The organism is Klebsiella sp. M5al, assembly GCF_002090195.1.
Taxonomy (GTDB): domain Bacteria; phylum Pseudomonadota; class Gammaproteobacteria; order Enterobacterales; family Enterobacteriaceae; genus Klebsiella; species Klebsiella grimontii.
Genome location: NZ_CP020657.1, coordinates 2,293,320 through 2,314,831, shown reverse-complemented (window position 1 = coordinate 2,314,831; position 21,512 = coordinate 2,293,320). Strand labels below are relative to the sequence as shown.

Below are 21,512 nucleotides of genomic sequence, written 5' to 3'. Positions count from 1 at the left end.
ATAAAAAAATGCGATAATAGAACACGTTGCTTAATTGAACAGGTATGAGATGACCCATTTACCTAAATTTTCCGCAGCGTTGCTGCACCCGCGTTATTGGTTGCTTTGGTTCGGAATCGGTCTGCTCTGGTTAGTTGTACAGCTTCCTTATCCGGTGATTTACCGGCTCGGAACCGGTCTTGGCCACCTTGCAAGACGGCTGATGAAGCGGCGGGCAAAAATAGCTTATCGTAATCTGGAACTCTGTTTTCCTGATAAGAGCGAGCAAGAGCGTCACCGGATGGTGGTGGCAAACTTTGAATCCGTCGGCATGGGGTTGTTGGAAACCGGTATGGCCTGGTTCTGGCCAACAAAGCGTATTGCACGCTGGACTGACTCTATTGGCGTCGAGCATATCCGGGACGTACAGGCGCAAAAGCGCGGTATTTTACTGATTGGCATTCATTTCCTGACGCTGGAGATGGGCGCGCGCATGTTCGGTATCAATGAACCGGGCATTGGCGTCTATCGCCCAAACGATAACCCGGTTATCGACTGGCTGCAGACCTGGGGACGCCTGCGCTCCAACAAAGACATGATCGATCGTAAGGATCTCAAAGGCATGATCCGCGCGCTGAAAAAGGGCGAAGTGATCTGGTACGCGCCGGACCATGACTATGGCCCCTCCGCCAGCGTATTTGTACCGTTTTTCGCCGTTGACCAGGCCGCGACAACTTCGGGCACCTGGATGCTGGCAAAGATGTCTAAAGCCTGCGTTGTGCCGTTCGTGCCCCGCCGTAAACCCGACGGAAAAGGCTATGAGCTGATTATCCTGCCGCCGGAGTGCGATCCGCCGCTGGACGATGCGGAGACGACCGCCGTCTGGATGAATAAAGTGGTCGAGAAGTGCATATTAATGGCGCCGGAACAGTATATGTGGATGCATCGCCGCTTTAAAACGCGTCCTGAAGGCATTCCTTCTCGTTACTAGCGCTCTCTCCGCGCTCAGTCGCGCGGCGATCCCGCATTCGAATACGGATGCGGGGTCAATTCCCTTCCTTTAGCTTTAAAAGCTCCCCTGCATTGCGGCAATCATTTCTCAGGCGCATAATTAGTGTGCTCATATTTTCAATTATTTGACCTGCGCTGCAGGCCAGTGGAATCCTATGCCGTCTGCTGATACCCCCATTAACTGGAAACGCAATCTTACCGTCACCTGGCTCGGCTGTTTTTTAACCGGCGCCGCCTTTAGCCTGGTGATGCCGTTTCTCCCGCTTTACGTCGAACAACTCGGCGTAACCGGCCATAGCGCCCTCAATATGTGGTCAGGTCTGGTTTTCAGCGTCACTTTTTTATTTTCAGCCGTCGCCTCCCCCTTCTGGGGCGGCCTTGCCGATCGTAAAGGGCGTAAAATTATGCTATTGCGCTCGGCCCTTGGTATGGCAATCGTCATGCTGCTAATGGGCCTGGCGCAGAATATCTGGCAATTTCTGATCCTGCGCGCGCTGTTAGGCCTGCTCGGCGGATTTATTCCCAACGCCAATGCCCTGATAGCGACGCAAATCCCCCGCCATAAGAGCGGCTGGGCGCTGGGGACGCTGTCTACGGGGGCCGTCAGCGGCGCGCTGCTGGGGCCGCTGGCCGGCGGCTTCCTGGCCGATCACTGGGGATTGCGTACCGTCTTCTTTATGACCGCAAGCGTCCTGTTTATTTGTTTCTTATTTACCCTTTTTCTCATCCGCGAGAATTTTGTCGCGGTCAGTAAAAAAGAGATGCTCAGCGCGAAAGACGTTTTCTCGTCGCTTAAAAATCCGAAGCTGGTGCTGAGCCTGTTTGTCACTTCATTGATTATTCAGGTTGCGACCGGCTCGATTGCTCCAATTCTAACGCTATACGTGCGCGATCTGGCAGGCAACGTGAGTGATATTGCGTTCATCAGCGGCATGATCGCTTCAGTCCCTGGTATTGCCGCTCTGCTTAGCGCGCCTCGTCTCGGGAAACTCGGCGACCGCATCGGCCCGGAAAAAATCCTCATCGTCGCGCTGGTGATTTCCGTCTTGCTTCTGATACCGATGTCGTTCGTCCAGACGCCGCTGCAGCTGGGGATCCTGCGCTTCCTGTTAGGCGCCGCCGACGGCGCGCTGCTGCCCGCCGTACAAACCCTGTTGGTGTATAACTCCACCAGCCAAATCTCGGGCAGAATCTTCAGCTATAACCAGTCGTTCCGCGATATCGGCAACGTTACGGGACCGCTTATCGGCGCGTCGGTTTCCGCCAACTACGGCTTCCGGGCGGTCTTTCTAGTCACCGCCGGTGTGGTCCTGTTCAACGCGGTCTACTCGACCCTGACCCTTGGCCGTTCTCGCCGCCCTCAAGCAACCGACAATACGGGTTCCGGCACGCATTCGGTAAATTAATGCCCCATCCTTGACGCATCGCCAACCGCCTTCTATAGATTGAATCGTGTTCATTTCTATTCATCTTAGGAGGTTAGCCATGCCAAAGGATTCGATGTTCTATGCCACGCTTGAAGAAGCAATCGATGCCGCCCGCGAGGAGTTTCTGGCTAATAATCCCGATAGCGACGAAGAGAGCGCCAGCATCGAGCAATTAAATATTCAGAAGTATGTACTCCAGGACGGCGATATTGCCTGGCAGGCAGAATTTTTTGCCGACGAGGATGAACAGGGCGAATGCCTGCCTGTCCTCAGCGGTCAGGCAGCGCAAAGCGTGTTTGATGGCGATTATGATGAGATTGAGCTTCGCCAGGAGTGGCTGGAAGAAAATACGCTGCACGAATGGGATGAAGGCGAATTTCAGCTTGAACCCTCTCTTGATACCGAAGAGGGCCAGGCCGCAGCCGATGAATGGGATGAACGCTAATTAGTTATAAGGGCCATGACTGGCGTCAAGCGGCAGCAGTAGCGTATCAAACACCAGTGAAAAGGGCAGGTCGAGAATGGTGATATAGCGCCATGAGGAATCGCGGACATCCCACTGAACGCCGGGATAGTACTGGTTTCCATGCCCCTGCCCAGGCACCGTGCGACTGATAATACTACCGCAGCCGCTGATAAGCAGCGTCATTGCGATAACCAGTAAAACTCTCATCAACAACCTCGATTCTCAGATAAAAAAATACCGGCGCCATTGCCGGTATTTTCCTTTACCTACGGCTTACTTCGTTTTTAACGCCAGCGGATTCAGCGTCAACTGCTGATAGGCGCCTACCCACGAAGAGTATTTCTCCGGCGCGGCCCACACGCGATAGTGCAACCGTGACATGGTGACCGGGTCGCTCAGCAATACCAGACGACGGTCGCGGTTGAGCTTATCCGGCGTCTCGTTCAGCGCCTGTTCAACGTGGCGCTCGCGTGCGATATCCAGAATATGCCCATGGCGGTGACGCGCGGTAGCCATCGCCGTTGCCAGCGCGTTAAACGACGGATTAAATACCGCATGCATAAAACCGTCTTCCAGAGAACGCTGACGGTTGAGCGTCAGGTAAGCATCGGTATCTTTAAGCACCTGCGGCGGCGAATACTCTTCCGGGATCAGGAACAGCTTCCAGCGCTTGGTGCGCAGGCCAATGGTCGCGCGGCTGGAAATGGCCGACACGAACGGAGACAGAATCAGCGAGACCACGATCGGCGCCAGCCAGAACAGGAAACGCAGATCCAGCCACGCCATGCCCACCGCCCAAACCAGCCCCAACAGCATCTGCGAGCCGTGACGCATGAACGCTTCGCCCCACGGCGTAGAGTCGTCATCACGCTGCGGCGAGTTCCACACCACTTCCCAGCCGAGGAACGCGCTGACCACAAATACGGTGTGGAACAGCATGCGTACCGGCGCCAGCAGCACCGAAAAGAGCACCTCCAGCAGCAGAGAAAGGGTCACACGGATAAAGCCGCCGTACTCTTTTGGCCCTTTACACCACACCAGAATAATACTCAGCAGCTTCGGCAGGAACAGCAGCACCATGGTTGAAGCGAACAGGGCGATAGCCAGCTCCGGGCGCCACTGCGGCCAGACCGGGAACAGCTGACGCGGCTGCAAAAAGTACTGCGGCTCGGTCAACGCATGCACCACCTGCAGGGCAGTTGAGAGCGCCAGGAACATGAACCACAGCGGCGCCGACAGGTATGACATCACGCCGGTCAGGAATACCGCGCGGTGAACCGGGTGCATCCCTTTGACCAGGAACAGGCGGAAGTTCATCAGGTTCCCCTGACACCAGCGACGATCGCGCTTCAGCTCGTCAAGCAGGTTCGGCGGCAGCTCTTCATAAGAACCAGGGAGATCGTAAGCAATCCACACCCCCCATCCGGCGCGGCGCATCAATGCCGCTTCCACGAAGTCATGCGACAGGATGGAACCTGCGAAGTTACCCTCACCCGGCAGCGGCGCGAGAGCACAGTGCTCAATAAACGGTTTGACCCGGATAATGGCGTTGTGTCCCCAGTAGTGCGACTCGCCCAGCTGCCAGAAATGCAGACCGGCGGTAAACAGCGGACCATAGACGCGGGTGGCAAACTGCTGACAGCGCGCATAAAGCGTATCCATGCCCGATGCGCGCGGCGATGACTGGATGATGCCGGCATTCGGGTTCGCTTCCATCAGGCGCACCAGGCCGCTCAGGCACTCACCGCTCATCACGGAGTCGGCATCCAGCACCACCATATAGCTATACTGGCTACCCCAACGACGGCAGAAGTCATCAATGTTGCCGCTTTTGCGCTTCACGCGGCGGCGGCGCCGGCGATAGAAGATCTGCCCTTCGCCCTGAACTTCGGCAATCAGCTCCATCCACGCTTTTTGCTCCGCGACGCAGATGTCCGGGTTGTAGCTATCGCTCAGGATATAGACATCAAAGTGCTCGGCGTTGCCGCTGGCCTTTACCGATTCCCAGGTCGCACGCAGACCCGCGAATACGCGGTCAACGTCTTCGTTGCAGATCGGCATAATCAGCGCCGTGCGATGCTCCGGATTCAACGGCTCATCACCGACGGTCGAGGCTGAGATACTGTACTTGTCGCGCCCGATCAGCAGCTGCAGGAAGCCCATCAGCGCGGTCCAGAATCCCGCGGAAACCCAGCAAAAAAGTACGGCGAACAGAATCAGGATCCCCGACTGCAGCACATACGGCAGCAGTTGCATAAAGGATACCCATAGATTCTGCCCCACCATATCGGCAGGGTTAATCAGCGCCCAGCCCTGGTAGGGCAAAATGGTTTTCATGTACCAGGTCGCCACAACGGTCTGCGCCAGCGTCAGCAGCAGCAGAATATAGCGGCGGATAGAGCCGACGGTACGCCATTTTTGCTCACTCTCCTGCTCTTCTTTGCTCAGGCGAGAAAGATAGCGCGGAGTCACATCGCGTCCGCGCAGCCGATCCCAGAAACGACCGACAGGGTTGGTACGCCAGGGGTCAGGAAACATAGAGGAGCGTTTTGCTTTCGGCATGGCGTTCAGCTGAGTGCGCCCTTCGTCATCCTTAACCAGTTGGTTACCGGCCAGTGAATCAGGCCAGCTATGCTCCAGCCGCGATTTCACCGACCCCAGCGGGGCGTCGTCTTCGCGTTTAAAAACGTGATGTTCAGCGTCCAGTGCTTCATGTACGGCCTGCAGGCTTGCGTCAGGTAACGCGCTTTTTTCTGCATCCGACAGCGGCAATGCGTCGATGTACTTCGTTATCTTATTCATTGGCAGGCAGCTGATAGCTCCAGGTTTCGCTCAGCGTCTGGTCGGTGTTGACCAGCGCAGCGCGCATATCCGTGGTTTTCTTAGGATCTTTCACTTTGACGCGCAGGATCATACGCCAGCCCTTAGTTACCGGGTTGTAGCGCACGGTATTTTCGACGATTTCAGCGTTATCACCGATGCTTGCCTGCGCGGTTACCGGAGTATCTGCGGGCAGCTTTTTCATCTCAGCGCCGGTGAAATCAACAATAAAGGCAATGGTGCCATCAGGCTGGCGAATCAGGTTCGATTGTTTGACATCGCCGGTAGAGCGGCGGGTCTGCATCACGTAGGCGTTATCCGGCGCATGCAGCTTGTCTTCGTCACGGCTGAAAGTGATGGTGTATTTGAAGTTCATCTCTTTGCCGGGTTCCGGCAGCTGATCCGGCGTCCAGTAGGTCACGATGTTATCGTTGGTTTCATCGTTGGTCGGGATTTCAACCAGTTCGATTTTCCCTTTACCCCAATCCCCTTTCGGCGTAATCCACGCGCTTGGGCGCAGATCGTAGCGGTCGTCGAGATCTTCAAAACGCGAGAACTGGCGGCCGCGCTGCAGCAGGCCAAACCCCTGCGGGTTTTCCATTGCGTAGCTGCTGACGGCGAGGTGTTTCGGGTTATTCAGCGGACGCCAGATCCACTCGCCGTTACCGGCAAGGATCGAAAGCCCGTTGGAATCGTGCAGCGCTGGACGATAGTTGGTGGTCGGAGACGGCTGATGCGGCCCAAACAGGAACATACTGGTCAACGGAGCCACGCCCAGCTTACCGACTTTGTCACGCAGATAGACCTTAGACTGCACGTCCACCACGGTATCGCGGCCGGGCATGATCACAAAACGATAGGCGCCGGTTGCGCGCGGGGAATCAAGCAGCGCATAAATCGTCAGACGTTTATCGGTAGCTTTAGGACGCTCAATCCAGAATTCACGAAAACGCGGGAACTCTTCTCCGGACGGCAGTGCGGTATCAATCGCCAGCCCACGGGCAGAAAGCCCGTATACCTGACCCTGGCCGAGCACGCGGAAGTAGCTGGCTCCGAGCATGCTGACAATCTCATCGTTCTTATCTTTGCTGTTGATCGGATACAGGACCTTGAAGCCCGCAAAGCCGAGGTCTTTAACCGTGTCTTTATCGTGCTGCACGTTGCCAAAATTAAAATAGTCCGGGTTGTATTTAATTTTACGTACGCTGGTTGCCGTCACTTCATTAATGGTGACCGGCGTATCGAAATACATCCCCTGGTGATAAAACTCGAGCTTGAACGGGCTTTTCAGATTATTCCAATAAGCTTTGTCGTGATTAAACTGAATTTGCTGATAGTCCGCATACTTCATGTCGCGGAAGGCAGAGGGCAGGTTACTTTTAGGCGCTTCAAAGCCTTTGCCGGCTAACGTTTGTGCCTCTTTTGCGACGTCATCAATGCTGAATGCCCATGCAGATGAAGTACACAGGGACAACATTACGGCTGCGCTTAACCAACGCATTTTCATCATCTGTGGTTTATGTTTCATATAAGTAAGCACTTCCCCCTTTGTGTGCTTAAATCGATCCGATCTATTTTAATGGAAACTCAGGCATTCCGACAACATAATCCCTGCATTGTTCGGCATTGCGGCACAGGGAATACACAGTTCACTGGCCCGATTGCACTTTGCGTGCTTATCCTGGAGACAGTTAACCAGAGTTCATGTAGGGTTGCAGAGAATTTAAACGTTATCACGTTGAGTGATAAGACGAATTGTCTGAGAATGTAGTGATATTGTATGAATAATACTCCGGTACAGCGTGAATATTTTTTCGATAGCATCCGCGCCTGGCTGATGCTATTGGGTATCCCTTTTCACATTTCGCTCATTTACTCCAGCCATAGCTGGCATGTGAACAGCGCCGAGCCCTCCTGGTGGCTGACGTTGTTTAACGACTTCATCCATGCCTTTCGCATGCAGGTCTTCTTTGTGATTTCCGGCTATTTTTCCTACATGCTTTTTCTGCGCTATCCGCTGAAGAAGTGGTGGAAAGTCCGCGTTGAGCGCGTCGGTATTCCCATGTTAACCGCGATCCCCCTCCTGACCCTACCGCAGTTTATTATGCTGCAGTACGTCAACGGTAAGGCGGATAACTGGCACACCCTTTCCGGCTATGACAAATTCAACACCCTCGCCTGGGAGCTGATTTCCCATCTGTGGTTTTTATTAGTGCTGGTGGTTCTGACGTCGCTGGGCGTAGTAATGTTTAAATGGCTGACGCGCCCGCGTTCTGCCGCTGCGCCAACCTTTGGTGACACCGTCACATTAGGCCAGCTGTCGATGATTTTTCTCGCGCTGGGCGTGCTGTATGCGGTTATTCGCCGCACCATTTTTATCCTCTACCCACCCATTCTGAGCAATGGCCTGTTCAACTTTATCGTGATGCAGACGCTGTTCTATCTGCCTTTCTTTATCCTCGGTGCCCAGACGTTTATTAACGCGCGGCTGAAAACGATGTTTACGACCCCATCGCCATGGTGCTTTGCGGCGGCTTTACTCGGATTTATCGCCTACCGGTTGAATCAGCAGTACGGCTCTGGCGACGGCTGGATGTATGAGACGGAGTATGTGATTACCATGGTGTTGGGGCTATGGATGGTCAACGTGGTCTTTTCGCTTGGTCACCGTTTGTTGAATTTCCAGTCAGCGCGGGTGACCTATTTCGTCAACGCATCGCTATTTATCTACCTGGTGCACCACCCGCTGACCCTGCTCTACGGAGCGTGGATAGCACCGGTCATTAAATCGAATACCCTTGGGTTTATAACCGGGCTGGTTTTTGTGGTCGGGATTGCTCTGGTGCTGTATGAAATCCATCTGCGGATACCGCTGTTGCGCTTTCTTTTCTCCGGAAAATTCCAGCAAAAGACGGCTAAGCCGCAAATATCCGCCAGTTAAAACAGCAAGCTGCTGTGTGGAACGCACATAGCAGCGCTATTTTTGTGTAAACAGCAGCTGAAAAACATCGCGGTACAGGTTTTCCATCGCCGCTTTATCTACCGTCGGAGTCGTCGCAAAGTCGCAACGATAGGCCGATCCTTCGGTTAATATCGCGATAAATTCGCAGGCGAGGCTAATTTTCTCTGCGGACATCTCAGGGTGATAGTGCCGGGTTAGTCGCCCGCCCTCCTCTTTCAGGCGGCGATCGGCCTGGTTCATAATTTCACGCAGGCGCGGATTTCGGGACGCCTCGGCGTTAATTTCCATCAGCAGATAATTATCGCTTTTTGTAGAGCCGGTCACTGGGATCGCGCCGGCTAATACGGACGCCATACGGGCTAAATCATGATTCCCGGCAACGATTTCGCCCACTCTGGCATTCACGATCTCACTGACGATGACTTCAACGATCTCTTCTTTGCTGGCGAAGATGCGATATAGCTGGCCTACGCTAAGACCAGCCTGACGCGCAATATCCGCTACGGAGGCGCCGTGCAGGCCCTTTTCCGCAAAACATTTCTGCGCCGCGGCAACGATTTCCATCCGCCGAAGCCGTTGTTTTTGTAGAACCTTCCCTTCAGCCACCGATAACTCTCCCGTTATGATAATTTCCAGCGTTCCCAGGAAACTATCATATCTTATTCTGATGGCCGAGTTGCGCGCGACTTGCCTCAAGTAATCGCGTATAGATGCCGGCGGTTTCGGCATCAAAGCAAACGAAACACACGCGTTCCAGCGGGTTATAGCGCGTGAGGAAGGCATTTACCGTCCGTACGGCTATCTCCGCGGCGGCCTCTTTAGGGTAGCCATAAACACCGGTGCTGATAGCAGGAAATGCAATAGAACGATAATTGTTTGCCGAAGCCAGCAGCAGGCTATTTTTATAGGCGTCAGCCAGCAACTCCGCCTCTTGTCTGTCACCGCCGTGCCAGATGGGTCCAACGGCGTGAATAACCGCGCTGGCGGGCAAATTTCCTGCCGCCGTAATCACTGCATGACCGGGCGGACACTCACCCTGCTGTTGCCGCACCACTTTACAGGCAGCCAGCAGTTCTGGTCCTGCCGCGCGGTGAATCGCGCCGTCCACGCCGCCACCGCCAAGCAGCGACGGGTTTGCCGCATTGACGATAACGTCGACCGCAAGCGTTGTAATATCGCCGAGAACAACCTCAGGTTGAACAGCCATTTCTCCTCCTGTCGGCATACGTCTTCAAATGAATACACGAGGATAATATGGCACGATAGCCCCCGGGACGAAAGTCTGGGGGCAGAGGGTTACCGATACTCAACATCCAGAATAGCGAGGGTCCGTTGCGGGTTAATATATCTTAATTGCGCAGAACGGATATTTTCGTTGTGTATATTCCCTTTCTCAAGCTGTTGAGCAGAAATTTTAATCGCTTCCGCCCTCGGGCAATCCATAATAATCTGGTTATTTATAGTACTAAGCTGACAGGGCGCTTCCACCACCCGCCCGTAAAAATGAATGACGCCGGCCACGGTCTTTTCCGCGAGCACGGGGCTAACAAAACAGGGTAAAATAAACAGAGCGGCAAGTGGCGCATATTTGATTTTTTTCATTATAAAACTCCTCTGCATATCGGTATAGCGACTGAAAAGCACCAGCCATCCATGAGTGCATCGGGTTATATTTTTTTACTTCAAGTTAATTATATTAACAATTTAAAAACAAAATACATCATCCGTTAGAATCTGATAACAAAATCGATTCACTGACTTTCGGTGCAGTTAAAACATTTGATATATAAGGAAAAATAGAATGCAGGGGGGAGATTAACGACGGGGTAAACCTGGCGCCAAAAACGGCAAAAGAGCCCGCAGGGCCCTTTTGTGATGTCAACGGGGATACATTAAAAAACGATCAGCTGCTTTGGTTAGCAAGAGGTTTATTTTTCTCAGCCCGGGTCGCCAGCCACAGACCGCTATTTTTCATAGCGTAGCCAAATACCAGACCCAGCGCGAGTGAAGGCACAACCAAACGCCAGTCGCCGCTGCCGGCAAACGTCGCACACGCGCCAATAAAAGTTCCCGGCACAAAAGAGAGCATCAGCTGACGCGCCTGAATGCACATCAAAAACGCCACGATGCCGGTCATGATATAGCTGACAATTTCCAGCTGCGGCGCCAGCGCGCTGCCGTGAATAATCACCAGCGCCCACACAACGCCGCTCATGACCGTACAGGTTGAAATGAACAGCCCTTTTAACCCACCTTGCGGACAGGCAAAGTAAGCCGTACAGCCGAGGAACCCCGCCCAGCTCAGCAGACCCAATGCGACCGCCACCCATCCCCAGATACCGGAGAGAATGCCCGTCGTTAATGCGATTGCGAAGAGTATGTTCATGGCGCGTATCATAACAGAAACGCGCCCGTCAAATGCGACACAGAGCACACTAAATGAAATTAAAAATATTGCGTTGCATTTAAAATGTGATGTATATCACAAATTATTGTTCATTTTCTTCCTGCAGTTCATCCCACATAGCGGAGACCGCTTCGCGAGTCAGCGGGGCCATCGTGCGCCAGAACGGCGTGGTGGCATGCGCTTCAACTTTGCCCAGGAACTCACCGCACCACGGCAGGATATATTCCGCGAACAGGGTTTCCAGAACTTCGCTTTCCTCTTCCGCCGCGTGATCTTCCAGCCAGGAAGCGGCCAGCAGCAAGGAGCCGAAATGATCCGCCGCCCCCTCCCCCGTAGGTACGCCATGTGCGGTGAGGAAACCACGGACTTCAGCTTCCGTAGCGCCGTCAACCCATGCGCTACGGTAAGGCGCGACGCGGCACTCTTCACCGACAAACAGCACGTTGTATTCGGCGGCCAGCGACTGCATATCACAGCTTTTTTGCAGGCGCTCCAACAGTTCATCCTGCTCCAGCGGCCAGCTCGCCGCCAGCTTCCCTTCGCGGATAAGGGTAAAGAGCGGAACCAGCAGCGGGTCCTGCGGCTGACGATAATAGAGAGAGCCCAGCACGCGGCAGAGGATTGAAAACTCGTTCATTCATTTATTCCAGTTATTCACATTAAAGTTCAGCCAACTCAGGAATCGCAGGCATGCCGCGCGATTCAAGAAAATTAAGCAGACGCCGGGGCGTTACGTTAAGAATTCGCTCTTCCGGAAAACCGACGGCATCAAGAATTTTTCGGCATTCGCTAAATTCACCGAGCGTAAATGCCGTATGGGAATCCGAGCCCAGCGCCACCCAACCACCGGCATCGCGTACGGCCGCCGCAACGGCGCGGCAGTTATCTTCGCTGCCGATACGCGACGAGACAAAAGAGGAGTTATTGATTTCCAACGCCACATGGTGCTTCGCCGCGGCGGCGGCAATGGCCGGGATGTCAACGGGAAATTTAGGGTTACCCGGATGGCTAATGATATGCACCGCGCCGCTCGCTATCGTGGCGATCATCGCTTCTGTATGCGTCGCTTTGTCCTGCGGAGGGAATACCGGCTCGTGAAAACCGGCGATAATCAGGTCCAGCGAGTTGAGCATCGGGCCGGTACAGTCGATTTCGCCCTGGGTATTTTTGATATTGGCTTCGATACCGCGCAGAATGCCAACGCCATCCACCAGCCGCGGCCAGATACGCATATTAATAAAATGCCAGTAATGCGGCGCATCGGCCATATCGGGCCCGTGGTCGGTAATAGCAAAGAGTTTGATCCCCTTGCGCTTTGCTTGCGCAATATAGTCGTGCAGGGTGCTGTAAGCGTGGGTACTGGCGACGGTATGCATGTGCAGGTCAACAGGATACATCACAATCTCCTTCTCTGTTTGTGGCAAGAATAGCAGGAATCTGCGCCCATGATCAGCAAAACCCCGCTCAGGCGGGGCTATCGCTTAGTATCCCAGCTGGCGATTGACCTGCCCGCTGACCGTTTCGCCCCGTTCTAACTGAGCAATGGTTTTAGCGATATAAGCGATGGCTTCCAGAGGCCGGGTGACGGCAGCAATATGCGGCGTCATCGCCACTCGCGGGTGCCGCCAAAGCGGGCTCTCTTCCGGCAGCGGTTCGCGGCTGAACACATCCAGCATCGCCCCTTTTAAGTTGCCGCTATCCAGCGCGACCAGCAGATCGTCTTCCACCACATGAACCCCGCGAGCGAGATTCAGCACATAGCTATTATCCGGCAGCTGCGCCAGGCGCGCGCTATTAATAATGCCAACGGTTTCCGCCGTGTTGGGTAGCAGATTAATCAGCACTCGCGTACCGTTCAGGAAATCCCCCAGCTCGGCTTTCCCCGCAAAGCTCGTTACCTGAGGCCAGGATTTGCGGCTACGGCTCCAGACGCGTAGCGGAAAACCCCAGCTTTGCAGGCTTTCTGCCACTTTCGCGCCCAGTACTCCCGCCCCCATAATGCCGATGGTGAAGTCCTCGCGCTGATACTCCTCCAGCGGCTGCCACCGCGCCTCCTGTTTTAAGGCCTGATAGTCATCAAAACGACGGAACCAGTGCAGCACCTGGCTCACCGCATACTCTTGCATCTGCAGACCCATGCCGGTGTCTTCCAGACGGAACAGCGGCGTAGACAGCGGCAGCATTTCCGGGTTTTCCCGCAGTTTACTTAGAATTGAATCAACGCCGGCGCCAAGGGCAAAGACGGCTTTAAGTTCGCGGCCTTGCAGCATTTCAACCGGCGGATGCCAGACCAGCGCATAGTCCGCGGGTTGATTATCACCGGATTTCCATTCGCGGACTCGCGAGCCGGGGAGCTGTTTTTCCAGCTCCGCAATCCAGAAAGGGGTGTCGAACGTCGGGTGGTAAAAGATGATATCCATAAGGGCTCCTGACAGCTGACGCTATCGGCAGGTTAGGCTAGCGTCGCGTTTTACTCGTTGTTTTCTATTGGTTTGCCAGCATAGCAAATTTCGTCAGGCGAGCGTGTGAAAAAGGGAATGGCGACAAAAAAATCGATTCTCGCGCATTTAGAGAGCAAGTTGCTTGAAGTTTGGCTAAACGGGCGATTTTTTTAAAAAGTTGATTGACGGGAGATACGTATTTCCCTAAATTAGCGCCCGTTCCCGGCAGCAACGGGAAAAACAATATGGTGAGGTGTCCGAGTGGCTGAAGGAGCACGCCTGGAAAGTGTGTATACGGCAACGTATCGGGGGTTCGAATCCCCCCCTCACCGCCATATTTAAAGAAGAGCTCGTACGCAAGTACGGGCTTTTTTTTCGCCTGTTGCACTCCCCCCGGTAGCCCGGACAGGTGCGCAGCACCGCCTCCGGGAAATGATGCCATCCTGCGCTCTGCTCCCGGGGGCGGCGCAGAGCGCCTTGCCCGGGCTACGGGTACGTGCGGCCTGCGTTTGGGTAGCCCGGACAGGCGCATCGCGCCGTCTCCGGGAACCGTCGCCATCCCCCCGGCTTCAGACTTTCTTCGATAGCGCAGCGCCGCCGGGATTGTGGCAAATGCTAATCCTCCTCCATCCGCTGATACTCTTCGCTGAGGAAATCAACCAGCGCCCTGACCGAGGGCAGCAGCCCGCGGCGCGAGGCAAACACCGCATGGATCACCTCCCGGCGCGGTTGCCACTCATCAAGGACAACCACCAGCTCTCCGGCGGCCAACTGATCGCGCACCATTAATAAAGGAAGCTGTACCACCCCAACGCCGGCGATAGCCGCTTCACGGAGCGCCAGCATATCCGTGGTCACCAATCGGGGAGTGAAGTAGATCTCCGCCCTTGCACCCTCGGGACCGGTCAACTGCCACTTATGCTGATGTTTACCTGCTCCCAGGCTCAACCCCGGCCAATCGCTTAATTCTGACGGAACCCGGGGCTGCCCTTGCCGCTCAACCAACCCGGGGCTGGCGACCAGACGGTGCCCGCGGTCGGCCAGGACACGCATCACCAGGTCGCTGTCTTCTATCGGTCTTGGGCGCACGCGAATCGCCACGTCGACGCCCTCGCCAACAACATCCACTCGACGATTAGTGGCTTCCAGCTGAAGATTGACGCCCGGATAGCGCACCATAAACCGTGCCAGCATCGGCCCGACATGCGCATGCAATAACGTTACCGGACAGGTCAGCTTCACGCTGCCGCGCGGCTCGGAGCGCAGGGTTTCCACCGCCTGTTCTGCCGCTTCCGCCTCGATCAGCATCGCCTTGCAGTGTTGATAAAAAGTAAGCCCAACTTCCGTTACCGCAAACTGGCGGGTTGTACGTTGAATCAAACGTACGCCGAGGCGTTCTTCTAACTGGGCGATTCGACGGCTCAATTTTGATTTGGGTTGATCGAGCGCCCTTCCCGCCGCAGCAAATCCACCGTGATCGACCACCTGTACAAACCAGGCTAAATCATTGAGATCCTGCATCCTTCCTCCATCGTTCCATTTTTAGAACAGTATAGGTCGTTTTTGCTATCTAGCGGACTATTAGTGGCGAATATATGCTTATTCACATCAGAAACAGACATTCAGGAGACTGCCATGAAACAAATCACTGGTATCTACACCGCACCTTCGCAGCACTGGGTCGGCGATGGTTTCCCGGTTCGCTCAATGTTCTCTTATCAGACGCACGGCGAACAGCTAAGCCCCTTCCTGCTGCTTGACTATGCAGGCCCGCATCACTTCCCGGCGGGAACGGAGAAACGCGGCGTCGGCGAACATCCGCATCGCGGATTTGAGACCGTTACCGTCGTCTACTCCGGCGAAGTTGAACACCGTGACTCTACCGGTAGAGGCGGCGTTATTGGGCCGGGTGATGTGCAGTGGATGACCGCGGGCGCCGGGATCCTGCACGAAGAGTTCCACTCGGCGGAGTTCACCCGTACCGGCGGCGAGCTGAAGATGATCCAGCTCTGGGTCAACCTTCCGGCTAAAGACAAAATGACGCATCCGGGATACCAGAGCATTACGGCAGATGTGATTCCTGACGTTGACCTGCCGAACAATGCCGGCCGCATGCGGGTGATTGCCGGGCGCTACGAGGATACGGTTGGCCCCGCGCACACCTTTTCTCCGCTGAACGTCTGGGACCTGCAGCTCAACCAGAGTCAGGAGATCACCCTGCACCAGCCCGCTGGCTGGAGTACGGCGCTGGTCGTCCTGGAAGGTGAGATTGTGGTGAACGGCGAGGGCAACGCCCGCGAGGGTCAGCTGCTTGTGCTCAGCCAGAAAGGAGAAGCGCTCCACCTCGCGGCCGGTACCAACGCAAAAGTACTGCTGATGGCCGGTGAACCGCTGCAGGAGCCGATCGTGGGCTACGGCCCGTTTGTGATGAATACCAAAGCACAAATCGCAGAAGCGGTTCGTGATTTTAATAGCGGCCGCTTCGGCCAAATCTGATATTGAATGAGGTGAAGAATATGTCTACCCCAGCTAACTTTAATGGTTCTCGTCCGGTTATTGATGTCAATGATGCCGCCATGCTGCTGATTGACCACCAGAGCGGTCTGTTCCAGACCGTGGGTGATATGCCGATGCCGGAGCTGCGGGCGCGCGCCGCCGCGCTGGCGAAGATGGCTTCATTAGCCGGGATCCCGGTAATCACCACGGCGTCAGTGCCGCAGGGACCGAACGGCCCGCTGATCCCTGAGATTCATGCGAACGCGCCCCATGCGCAATATATTGCGCGTAAAGGAGAGATTAACGCGTGGGATAACCCGGAATTTGTTGCCGCGGTAAAAGCGACCGGGCGTAAAACGCTGATTATCGCCGGTACGATTACCAGCGTCTGCATGGCGTTCCCGTCCATTGCCGCCGTTGCCGATGGGTATAAGGTTTTTGCCGTCATTGATGCTTCCGGTACCTATAGCAAGATGGCGCAGGAAATCACCCTCGCCCGCGTCGTCCAGGCTGGCGTCGTACCGATGGATACCGCGGCGGTCGCCTCCGAGCTGCAGCGCACCTGGAATCGACCGGATGCCGCGGAGTGGGCTGAGGTGTATACCAAGGTCTTCCCGGCATACCAGCTGCTGATCGAGAGCTATGCCAAAGCTCAGGACGTGGTCAAGAACAATGAACAGCTTGATTCACAGCGTTAAAATGCCTGCCCCGCCGCGCTACGGCGGGGCAGTGTTCATTGCTTAACCGAACGATAGCAAAAGAATAAATACTGCTTGACCGTTTTAGCGCAACTCCCTATAGTAGCGCCCCGTTGCCCACCCAAGGTGAGCAGCAAAACAATATGGTGAGGTGTCCGAGTGGCTGAAGGAGCACGCCTGGAAAGTGTGTATACGGCAACGTATCGGGGGTTCGAATCCCCCCCTCACCGCCATATTTGAAGAAGAGCTCGTACGCAAGTACGGGCTTTTTTTCGCCTGTTGCACTCCCCCGGGGGGATGAGATGCCCCGACCGGGGTTCGACAACTGGCGCCAGCCAGTTGGACAGATGACGAGCCTGCGAGGAATCTGCCCGGAGGGCGAGCGCAGCGAGTCAATCCCCCCCTCACCGCCATATTTGAAGAAGAGCTCGTACGCAAGTACGGGCTTTTTTTTCGCCTGTTGCACTCCCCCGGGGGGATGAGATGCCCCGACCGGGGTTACCCCCGGCGCTCCTGTTTTATCAAGCCGCGTGACGCCTTTTCCAGTATCTCCCCATCCCCAGCAACATGCTAAAAGACGCCGGCAGTACGGTTAACGTGACGAGCGTGGCGACGATCAGCCCGCCAATGATGGCATACGCCATTGGCCCCCAGAAGACCTGGTGAGAGATGGGGATCATGCCCAGGATCGCGGCGCAGGCGGTCAGAAATATTGGCCTGGCCCGGTGCTCCGCGGCGGCAATAATGGCGGCGTCGCTTTCCATGCCCTGAGCGAGATTATTGTCGACCTCACTGATCAGTATCACGGCATTGCGGATAATCATCCCCGCCAGCGCGATCGCGCCGAGCAGAGCCACAAATCCCATTGGCGTATCGCTCGGCAGCATGGCCATGACGATCCCCGGTAAGCCGAACGGGGCCATGAACAGAGCCAGCAGCATACGAGAATAGCGCCGCAGCTGGAGCATCAGCAGTAACAGCATCACCCCGAGGGTGACGGGTAAAATATCAAATACCGAGCTGTTGCCTTTTTCGGACTCCGCGACCACCCCGCCTTCAACAATGCTGTAACCGCTGGGTAGACCCGCGCGCAGTTTATCCACCGTCGGGCGCAAACCGTCCGATACGCCTTCTGCCCGCATCCCCGGCGCGAGGTCGGTTTGTACGGTGATAAACGGTAACCTTTGCCGACGCCAGAGTACCGGATCGTCCACTCCCCAGACCGGCGTGGCTACCGCGCCAAGGGAAATTTTTTGTCCATCGCGTCCCTCCACCGTCAGCGATGACAGGGTGGCAAGATTCAACCGCTCGCTGTCATTCGCCCGCAGCACCACGTCAACCAGCCGATCGTCATCCCTTATCGACGTCACCGTCGTGCCGGACCAGACGGTATTAAGCGTCTGCGCCAGACTCTGCGACGACACCCCCGCCGCCCGCGCGGCGGTCTGGTTCACCTGCAGAACGAGGGTTCTCTCCGGCTCGCCCGCGGTCTGATTCACCTCCCGGGTTAACGGCGAGCGCCCTATCGCCTCGGCCAGACGCCCGGCATACTCTCTGACTTTGAGATAATCCGGCCCGCTGACCCGGTATTTGATCGGCCAGCCCACCGGCGGCCCCAGCTCCAGCGGCGAAACGCGCGAGGTTAGATCGCTGAATTGCGCGCTCAGCAGCGTATTTAACTGTTCCCGCAGGCGGTCCCGGGCGGCCAGATCCTTCGCCACCACGACCAGCTGCGCCGTATTTTCATTATCCAGCAGAACATCCATCGGTAAGTAAAAGCGGATAGCGCCCGAACCCACATAGGTCGAGTAATGGTCAATATTGCGATTCCCTGCAAGCGCCCGTTCCAGCCTTTCCGTTTGTTTCTCCGTAGCAGACTGCGAAGCATTGGCCAGCAGCGTCAGGCTGACCAGCAGCTCCGGACGATCGGATGAGGGGAAAAACTCCCCCTGCATAAACGTTGTGCCATACACCGATAGCCCCAGCACGGCCAGCGCAATTCCCAGGGTGGCGAGCCGGTGGCGCAGCGCCGTTCGCAGAAGTCGTCCATATCCCCGCGCCATTCGGCCCGGGCCTGCGGCATGGTGTTTAAGCTTTTCCGGCAGCAGCCATGCTCCGGTCAAAGGAGAGAACAGAATCGCCACGATCCATGAACTCAGCAGCGCCATCAGCACCACGGCAAACAGCGAAAAGCAGTATTCGCCAGCGCTGGATGAGGCAAAACCGACGGGAATAAACCCGGCAATCATAACCAGCGTACCGGTCAGCATCGGAAATGCCGTGGTTTTGAAAGCATAGGTCGCCGCCCGCCGTCGCGTATCACCGGCCTCCAGCCGGGATACCATGGTTTCCACGGCGATCATGGCATCATCCACCAGCAGTCCAAGCGCAATAATCAGGGCCCCGAGAGAGATTCGCTGCAGGCCGATGCCTGCCAGCATCATTCCGGCAAAGGTCATCGCCAGCACCAGCGGGATCGCCGCGGCCACCACCAGCCCGGCCCTTAATCCCAGGGAGACAAAAGAAACCGCCAGCACAATCAGCACGGCTTCCACCAGCACCCGGACAAACCCGCTTACCGCGCCGCTGACCACCGCCGACTGGTCAGCCACTTTCACCATCTCAATACCGTGCGGCAGCCCGGCACCGATGGCGCTCATTCTGTAGTTCAACGTCGCGCCAAAGCGCAGCATATTTCCCGTTGGCGCCATGGAAATCGCCAGACCAACGGCAGGACGCCCGTTAACGCGATACGCCGCAGAAGGCGGTTCAGCCGCTCTTCTCTCGATGGTGGCAATGTCGGTCAGGGGAAGATAGCGATCGTTAATGCGCAGGGTGACGGCGCGTAAGCTCTCTTCGCTCCTGAGCGCCCCGCTGACGTTTATCGTCATCTTCTCCTGCCCGGTGCGCAGAACGCCGGCCGGAACTACCGCATTCTGGGCCCGCAGAGCATCCGTAACCTGCTGAATGCTGAGCCCCATACCGGCCAGTCGGGCGGGTGAAAAAGCGATCGCAATCTGCTCCTGCTGCTCGCCAAGCAGAACCGTTTTGCCGATATCCGGCACGGACATCAGTTCACGGCGGATCGTCTCCACCTGCTGGCGCACCTCCCGGAGGGTATATCCGTCAGGAATAAAGGCATAAATCGTGCCGTACGTGTCGTCAAACTCATCGTTCACGCTCGGCCCCTGCGCGCCTTCGGGCAGCGATGGCGCAATATCCTGCATTTTTTTGCGGATCTGATACCAGATCGCCGGGACTTTTTGCGCCGGCGTGTCATCACGCAGATTAATATAGATAACCGTTTGTCCGGCCCGGGTTTCACTTTCGATATAATCGAGCCAGGGCGTTTCCTGCAATTTTTTTTCCAGGACGTCCGTCACCAGATGGGTCGTGTCCGTTACCGATGCGCCCGGCCACTGCGCAGAGACTACCGCCGTTTTGATGGTGAACGCCGGATCTTCATTACGCGGCAGCAGCGTATAGCTGAGCGAACCGATAACCATCATCAGCAGCATAAAAAAGCTGACCATTTGCGGGTTTTCCAGCGCCCAGGCGGAGAGATTAAAGGTATTTTTTGACGGCGCTTTTTTCACGGCTGCTTCTCTCCGGCGACGACTTTTTCCCCCGGCCGAAGTTTACTCACGCCCGCGGTAATAACCCGGTCGCCGGGCATAAGTCCGGAGGCGATGATAACGGAAGAAGCCGTGTAGCTGGCGGGAACCACAACGCGCAGCTGCGCCTGCATCTGCGGGGTAATCACAAAGACGGCCGGTTTTTCTCCGCAACGGCTCAGCGCCGAAGCCGGTACCGCGTAACCCGCCGAGCCGGATGACGGCAGCCTTACCGTGACGCTGGAACCCAGCGCCATCGCGGCGGGCGGTTTCTTGAGGGTCGCCCTGACGCGCCATGTCCGGGTCTGGGGATCGGCCTGCGGGCTAATATCACGCAAAATGGCGAAAGCGTTCACCCCGGCATCGCTGAGCAAAGCAACCTGAAATTCCTCCGCCCTTTGCGCCTCAACCTTAGCGGGATCCGGGATATCAAACACCACGTCGCGCGCCTGCCCGGCCGCCAGCGTCACCACCGTCTCACCGGCGTTGACGACCTGACCGGGAGAGGCGCTGACCGCCGTAATGATCCCCTCACCCGGCGAGGTCAGGCGAGTCCAGCCAAGGCTTTCCCTGGCGTTGCGCAAAGCGGCCTCGCTGCTCTTCACCCGGGCGCTGGCGACCAGCCAGTCCGCCCGCGCGCTGTCGAGCTGGGAGCGGGCGATTGCCCCTGTCGCGATGAGCTTTTGCATCCGGCTAACGTTCAGCGCGGCCACCCGGGCGGTCGCTCTGGCGCTCTCTTCGTCAGCCGTCGCGCTATCCAGCTGGTTTTGTGCGCTGGTATCGTCAAGCGTGGCCAGCAGCTGCCCATAATTGACCCGATCGCCAATATCCACCGCGCGCGTCATCATCCTGCCCGCCGTACGAAAGCTCAGGGCCGTCTCATCGTGCGCATGGATCTCGCCGGTTCTTTCCAGAGAGGGAAGCGTTGCCGGGGAGCCGATGACCACGTAGCGCACCGGGCGGGCCGGCGCCGGCTTATCGCCGCTTTTATCGCCGCAGCCCACCAGCGGTACGATCATCAGGGCCAGTACGATCGGCGGCAGCAGCGCAAACCAGGGTAGCGATCGCTCGGCGCCGAGCAAAGCGTACACGCACTGACGAAGGGAAAGAACTAACTCATATAACATAACGCCACTCCGTTCGGGAAATGGCGCCATTACATGACACATTAATCGAGAATGGCTCGACGTT

The 21,512-nt window shown here is 56.2% G+C and carries 19 protein-coding genes and 2 tRNA genes; 8 read left to right on the top strand and 13 right to left on the bottom strand.

Annotated elements, in window-relative coordinates; all coding sequences use genetic code 11:
• The first annotated feature begins 49 nt into the window (after nt 1–49).
• The 3 genes from BWI76_RS10960 to BWI76_RS10945 all read left to right on the top strand — a co-directional run bounded on the left by BWI76_RS10960 (nt 50) and on the right by BWI76_RS10945 (nt 2,862).
• Nucleotides 50–970, top strand: coding sequence for a Kdo(2)-lipid IV(A) acyltransferase (locus BWI76_RS10960; protein WP_004137234.1), 921 nt, complete (start codon nt 50–52; stop codon nt 968–970).
• A gap of 175 nt (nt 971–1,145) precedes the next feature.
• Nucleotides 1,146–2,396 (top strand): multidrug efflux MFS transporter MdtG, encoded by a 1,251-nt coding sequence (gene mdtG, locus BWI76_RS10950; RefSeq protein WP_004137235.1) that lies wholly within the window; start codon nt 1,146–1,148, stop codon nt 2,394–2,396.
• A 79-nt stretch (nt 2,397–2,475) separates the two neighbouring features.
• On the top strand, nt 2,476–2,862 hold the full coding sequence (locus BWI76_RS10945) for a MysB family protein (protein ID WP_004137236.1): 387 nt from the start codon (nt 2,476–2,478) through the stop codon (nt 2,860–2,862).
• On the opposite strand, the gene BWI76_RS10940 is transcribed toward BWI76_RS10945, so the two are convergent.
• The 3 genes from BWI76_RS10940 to mdoG all read right to left on the bottom strand — a co-directional run bounded on the left by BWI76_RS10940 (nt 2,863) and on the right by mdoG (nt 7,231).
• Nucleotides 2,863–3,090: a YceK/YidQ family lipoprotein gene (locus BWI76_RS10940; protein ID WP_004131344.1), complete on the bottom strand. Its 228-nt coding sequence runs from the start codon at nt 3,088–3,090 to the stop codon at nt 2,863–2,865.
• Between the two features lie 66 nt (nt 3,091–3,156).
• A complete protein-coding gene (gene mdoH, locus BWI76_RS10935) occupies nt 3,157–5,685 on the bottom strand; it encodes a glucans biosynthesis glucosyltransferase MdoH (RefSeq protein ID WP_024359557.1) in 2,529 nt (842 codons plus the stop codon).
• Nucleotides 5,678–7,231 (bottom strand): glucans biosynthesis protein MdoG, encoded by a 1,554-nt coding sequence (gene mdoG / locus BWI76_RS10930; RefSeq protein WP_024359558.1) that lies wholly within the window; start codon nt 7,229–7,231, stop codon nt 5,678–5,680. Before mdoG ends, mdoH begins: the two co-directional genes overlap by 8 nt.
• A gap of 252 nt (nt 7,232–7,483) precedes the next feature.
• Between mdoG and mdoC the strand changes: the two genes are divergently transcribed.
• Nucleotides 7,484–8,644: a glucans biosynthesis protein MdoC gene (gene mdoC / locus BWI76_RS10925; protein WP_004137241.1), complete on the top strand. Its 1,161-nt coding sequence runs from the start codon at nt 7,484–7,486 to the stop codon at nt 8,642–8,644.
• Nucleotides 8,645–8,680: 36 nt separating this feature from the next.
• Here the strand turns inward: mdoC and BWI76_RS10920 are convergent, their stop codons facing one another.
• From BWI76_RS10920 to ghrA, 7 genes are all read right to left on the bottom strand, one after another.
• Entirely contained in the window at nt 8,681–9,271 is a 591-nt protein-coding gene (locus tag BWI76_RS10920) for a TetR/AcrR family transcriptional regulator (protein ID WP_024359559.1), read from the bottom strand.
• A gap of 46 nt (nt 9,272–9,317) precedes the next feature.
• Complete coding sequence (gene ymdB, locus BWI76_RS10915) at nt 9,318–9,872, bottom strand: O-acetyl-ADP-ribose deacetylase (RefSeq protein WP_024359560.1); 555 nt, start codon at nt 9,870–9,872, stop codon at nt 9,318–9,320.
• Between the two features lie 89 nt (nt 9,873–9,961).
• Nucleotides 9,962–10,267 carry a type 1 fimbrial protein gene (locus tag BWI76_RS10910; RefSeq protein WP_004871239.1) on the bottom strand — a complete coding sequence of 102 codons (306 nt, stop codon included), beginning with the start codon at nt 10,265–10,267 and terminating at the stop codon, nt 9,962–9,964.
• 301 nt (nt 10,268–10,568) lie between these two features.
• Nucleotides 10,569–11,051 (bottom strand): DUF1097 domain-containing protein, encoded by a 483-nt coding sequence (locus BWI76_RS10905; RefSeq protein ID WP_004871242.1) that lies wholly within the window; start codon nt 11,049–11,051, stop codon nt 10,569–10,571.
• Between the two features lie 103 nt (nt 11,052–11,154).
• Complete coding sequence (locus BWI76_RS10900; RefSeq protein WP_004871244.1) at nt 11,155–11,709, bottom strand: molecular chaperone; 555 nt, start codon at nt 11,707–11,709, stop codon at nt 11,155–11,157.
• 22 nt (nt 11,710–11,731) lie between these two features.
• Entirely contained in the window at nt 11,732–12,469 is a 738-nt protein-coding gene (locus BWI76_RS10895; RefSeq protein ID WP_049085353.1) for a phosphatase, read from the bottom strand.
• An 84-nt stretch (nt 12,470–12,553) separates the two neighbouring features.
• Entirely contained in the window at nt 12,554–13,492 is a 939-nt protein-coding gene (ghrA, locus tag BWI76_RS10890) for a glyoxylate/hydroxypyruvate reductase GhrA (protein WP_004871246.1), read from the bottom strand.
• A gap of 268 nt (nt 13,493–13,760) precedes the next feature.
• Between ghrA and BWI76_RS10885 the strand changes: the two genes are divergently transcribed.
• Nucleotides 13,761–13,848: transfer RNA gene (locus BWI76_RS10885), tRNA-Ser, on the top strand.
• A 280-nt stretch (nt 13,849–14,128) separates the two neighbouring features.
• On the opposite strand, the gene BWI76_RS10880 is transcribed toward BWI76_RS10885, so the two are convergent.
• Nucleotides 14,129–15,034: a LysR family transcriptional regulator gene (locus BWI76_RS10880; protein WP_024359565.1), complete on the bottom strand. Its 906-nt coding sequence runs from the start codon at nt 15,032–15,034 to the stop codon at nt 14,129–14,131.
• Between the two features lie 114 nt (nt 15,035–15,148).
• Between BWI76_RS10880 and BWI76_RS10875 the strand changes: the two genes are divergently transcribed.
• The 3 genes from BWI76_RS10875 to BWI76_RS10865 all read left to right on the top strand — a co-directional run bounded on the left by BWI76_RS10875 (nt 15,149) and on the right by BWI76_RS10865 (nt 16,940).
• Nucleotides 15,149–16,009: a pirin family protein gene (locus tag BWI76_RS10875; RefSeq protein WP_049088324.1), complete on the top strand. Its 861-nt coding sequence runs from the start codon at nt 15,149–15,151 to the stop codon at nt 16,007–16,009.
• 20 nt (nt 16,010–16,029) lie between these two features.
• Complete coding sequence (locus BWI76_RS10870) at nt 16,030–16,707, top strand: isochorismatase family protein (RefSeq protein WP_049088323.1); 678 nt, start codon at nt 16,030–16,032, stop codon at nt 16,705–16,707.
• Between the two features lie 145 nt (nt 16,708–16,852).
• Nucleotides 16,853–16,940, top strand: a tRNA-Ser gene (locus tag BWI76_RS10865).
• A gap of 288 nt (nt 16,941–17,228) precedes the next feature.
• Here the strand turns inward: BWI76_RS10865 and BWI76_RS10860 are convergent.
• Nucleotides 17,229–20,303, bottom strand: a complete 3,075-nt coding sequence (locus BWI76_RS10860) for an efflux RND transporter permease subunit (protein ID WP_049099867.1) — start codon at nt 20,301–20,303, stop codon at nt 17,229–17,231.
• Nucleotides 20,300–21,448: an efflux RND transporter periplasmic adaptor subunit gene (locus BWI76_RS10855; protein WP_004871252.1), complete on the bottom strand. Its 1,149-nt coding sequence runs from the start codon at nt 21,446–21,448 to the stop codon at nt 20,300–20,302. Before BWI76_RS10855 ends, BWI76_RS10860 begins: the two co-directional genes overlap by 4 nt.
• Between the last annotated feature and the right edge of the window lie 64 nt (nt 21,449–21,512).

Excerpts from the sequence above, each read along its gene's own strand:
- BWI76_RS10960 (WP_004137234.1), top strand. The coding sequence starts at position 50 with ATGACCCATTTACCTAAATTTTCCGCAGCGTTGCTGCACCCGCGTTAT.
- mdtG (WP_004137235.1), top strand. The coding sequence starts at position 1,146 with ATGCCGTCTGCTGATACCCCCATTAACTGGAAACGCAATCTTACCGTC.
- BWI76_RS10945 (WP_004137236.1), top strand. The coding sequence starts at position 2,476 with ATGCCAAAGGATTCGATGTTCTATGCCACGCTTGAAGAAGCAATCGAT.
- BWI76_RS10940 (WP_004131344.1), bottom strand. The coding sequence starts at position 3,090 with ATGAGAGTTTTACTGGTTATCGCAATGACGCTGCTTATCAGCGGCTGC.
- mdoH (WP_024359557.1), bottom strand. The coding sequence starts at position 5,685 with ATGAATAAGATAACGAAGTACATCGACGCATTGCCGCTGTCGGATGCA.
- mdoG (WP_024359558.1), bottom strand. The coding sequence starts at position 7,231 with ATGAAACATAAACCACAGATGATGAAAATGCGTTGGTTAAGCGCAGCC.
- mdoC (WP_004137241.1), top strand. The coding sequence starts at position 7,484 with ATGAATAATACTCCGGTACAGCGTGAATATTTTTTCGATAGCATCCGC.
- ymdB (WP_024359560.1), bottom strand. The coding sequence starts at position 9,872 with ATGGCTGTTCAACCTGAGGTTGTTCTCGGCGATATTACAACGCTTGCG.
- BWI76_RS10910 (WP_004871239.1), bottom strand. The coding sequence starts at position 10,267 with ATGAAAAAAATCAAATATGCGCCACTTGCCGCTCTGTTTATTTTACCC.
- BWI76_RS10905 (WP_004871242.1), bottom strand. The coding sequence starts at position 11,051 with ATGAACATACTCTTCGCAATCGCATTAACGACGGGCATTCTCTCCGGT.
- BWI76_RS10900 (WP_004871244.1), bottom strand. The coding sequence starts at position 11,709 with ATGAACGAGTTTTCAATCCTCTGCCGCGTGCTGGGCTCTCTCTATTAT.
- BWI76_RS10895 (WP_049085353.1), bottom strand. The coding sequence starts at position 12,469 with ATGTATCCTGTTGACCTGCACATGCATACCGTCGCCAGTACCCACGCT.
- ghrA (WP_004871246.1), bottom strand. The coding sequence starts at position 13,492 with ATGGATATCATCTTTTACCACCCGACGTTCGACACCCCTTTCTGGATT.
- BWI76_RS10880 (WP_024359565.1), bottom strand. The coding sequence starts at position 15,034 with ATGCAGGATCTCAATGATTTAGCCTGGTTTGTACAGGTGGTCGATCAC.
- BWI76_RS10875 (WP_049088324.1), top strand. The coding sequence starts at position 15,149 with ATGAAACAAATCACTGGTATCTACACCGCACCTTCGCAGCACTGGGTC.
- BWI76_RS10870 (WP_049088323.1), top strand. The coding sequence starts at position 16,030 with ATGTCTACCCCAGCTAACTTTAATGGTTCTCGTCCGGTTATTGATGTC.
- BWI76_RS10855 (WP_004871252.1), bottom strand. The coding sequence starts at position 21,448 with ATGTTATATGAGTTAGTTCTTTCCCTTCGTCAGTGCGTGTACGCTTTG.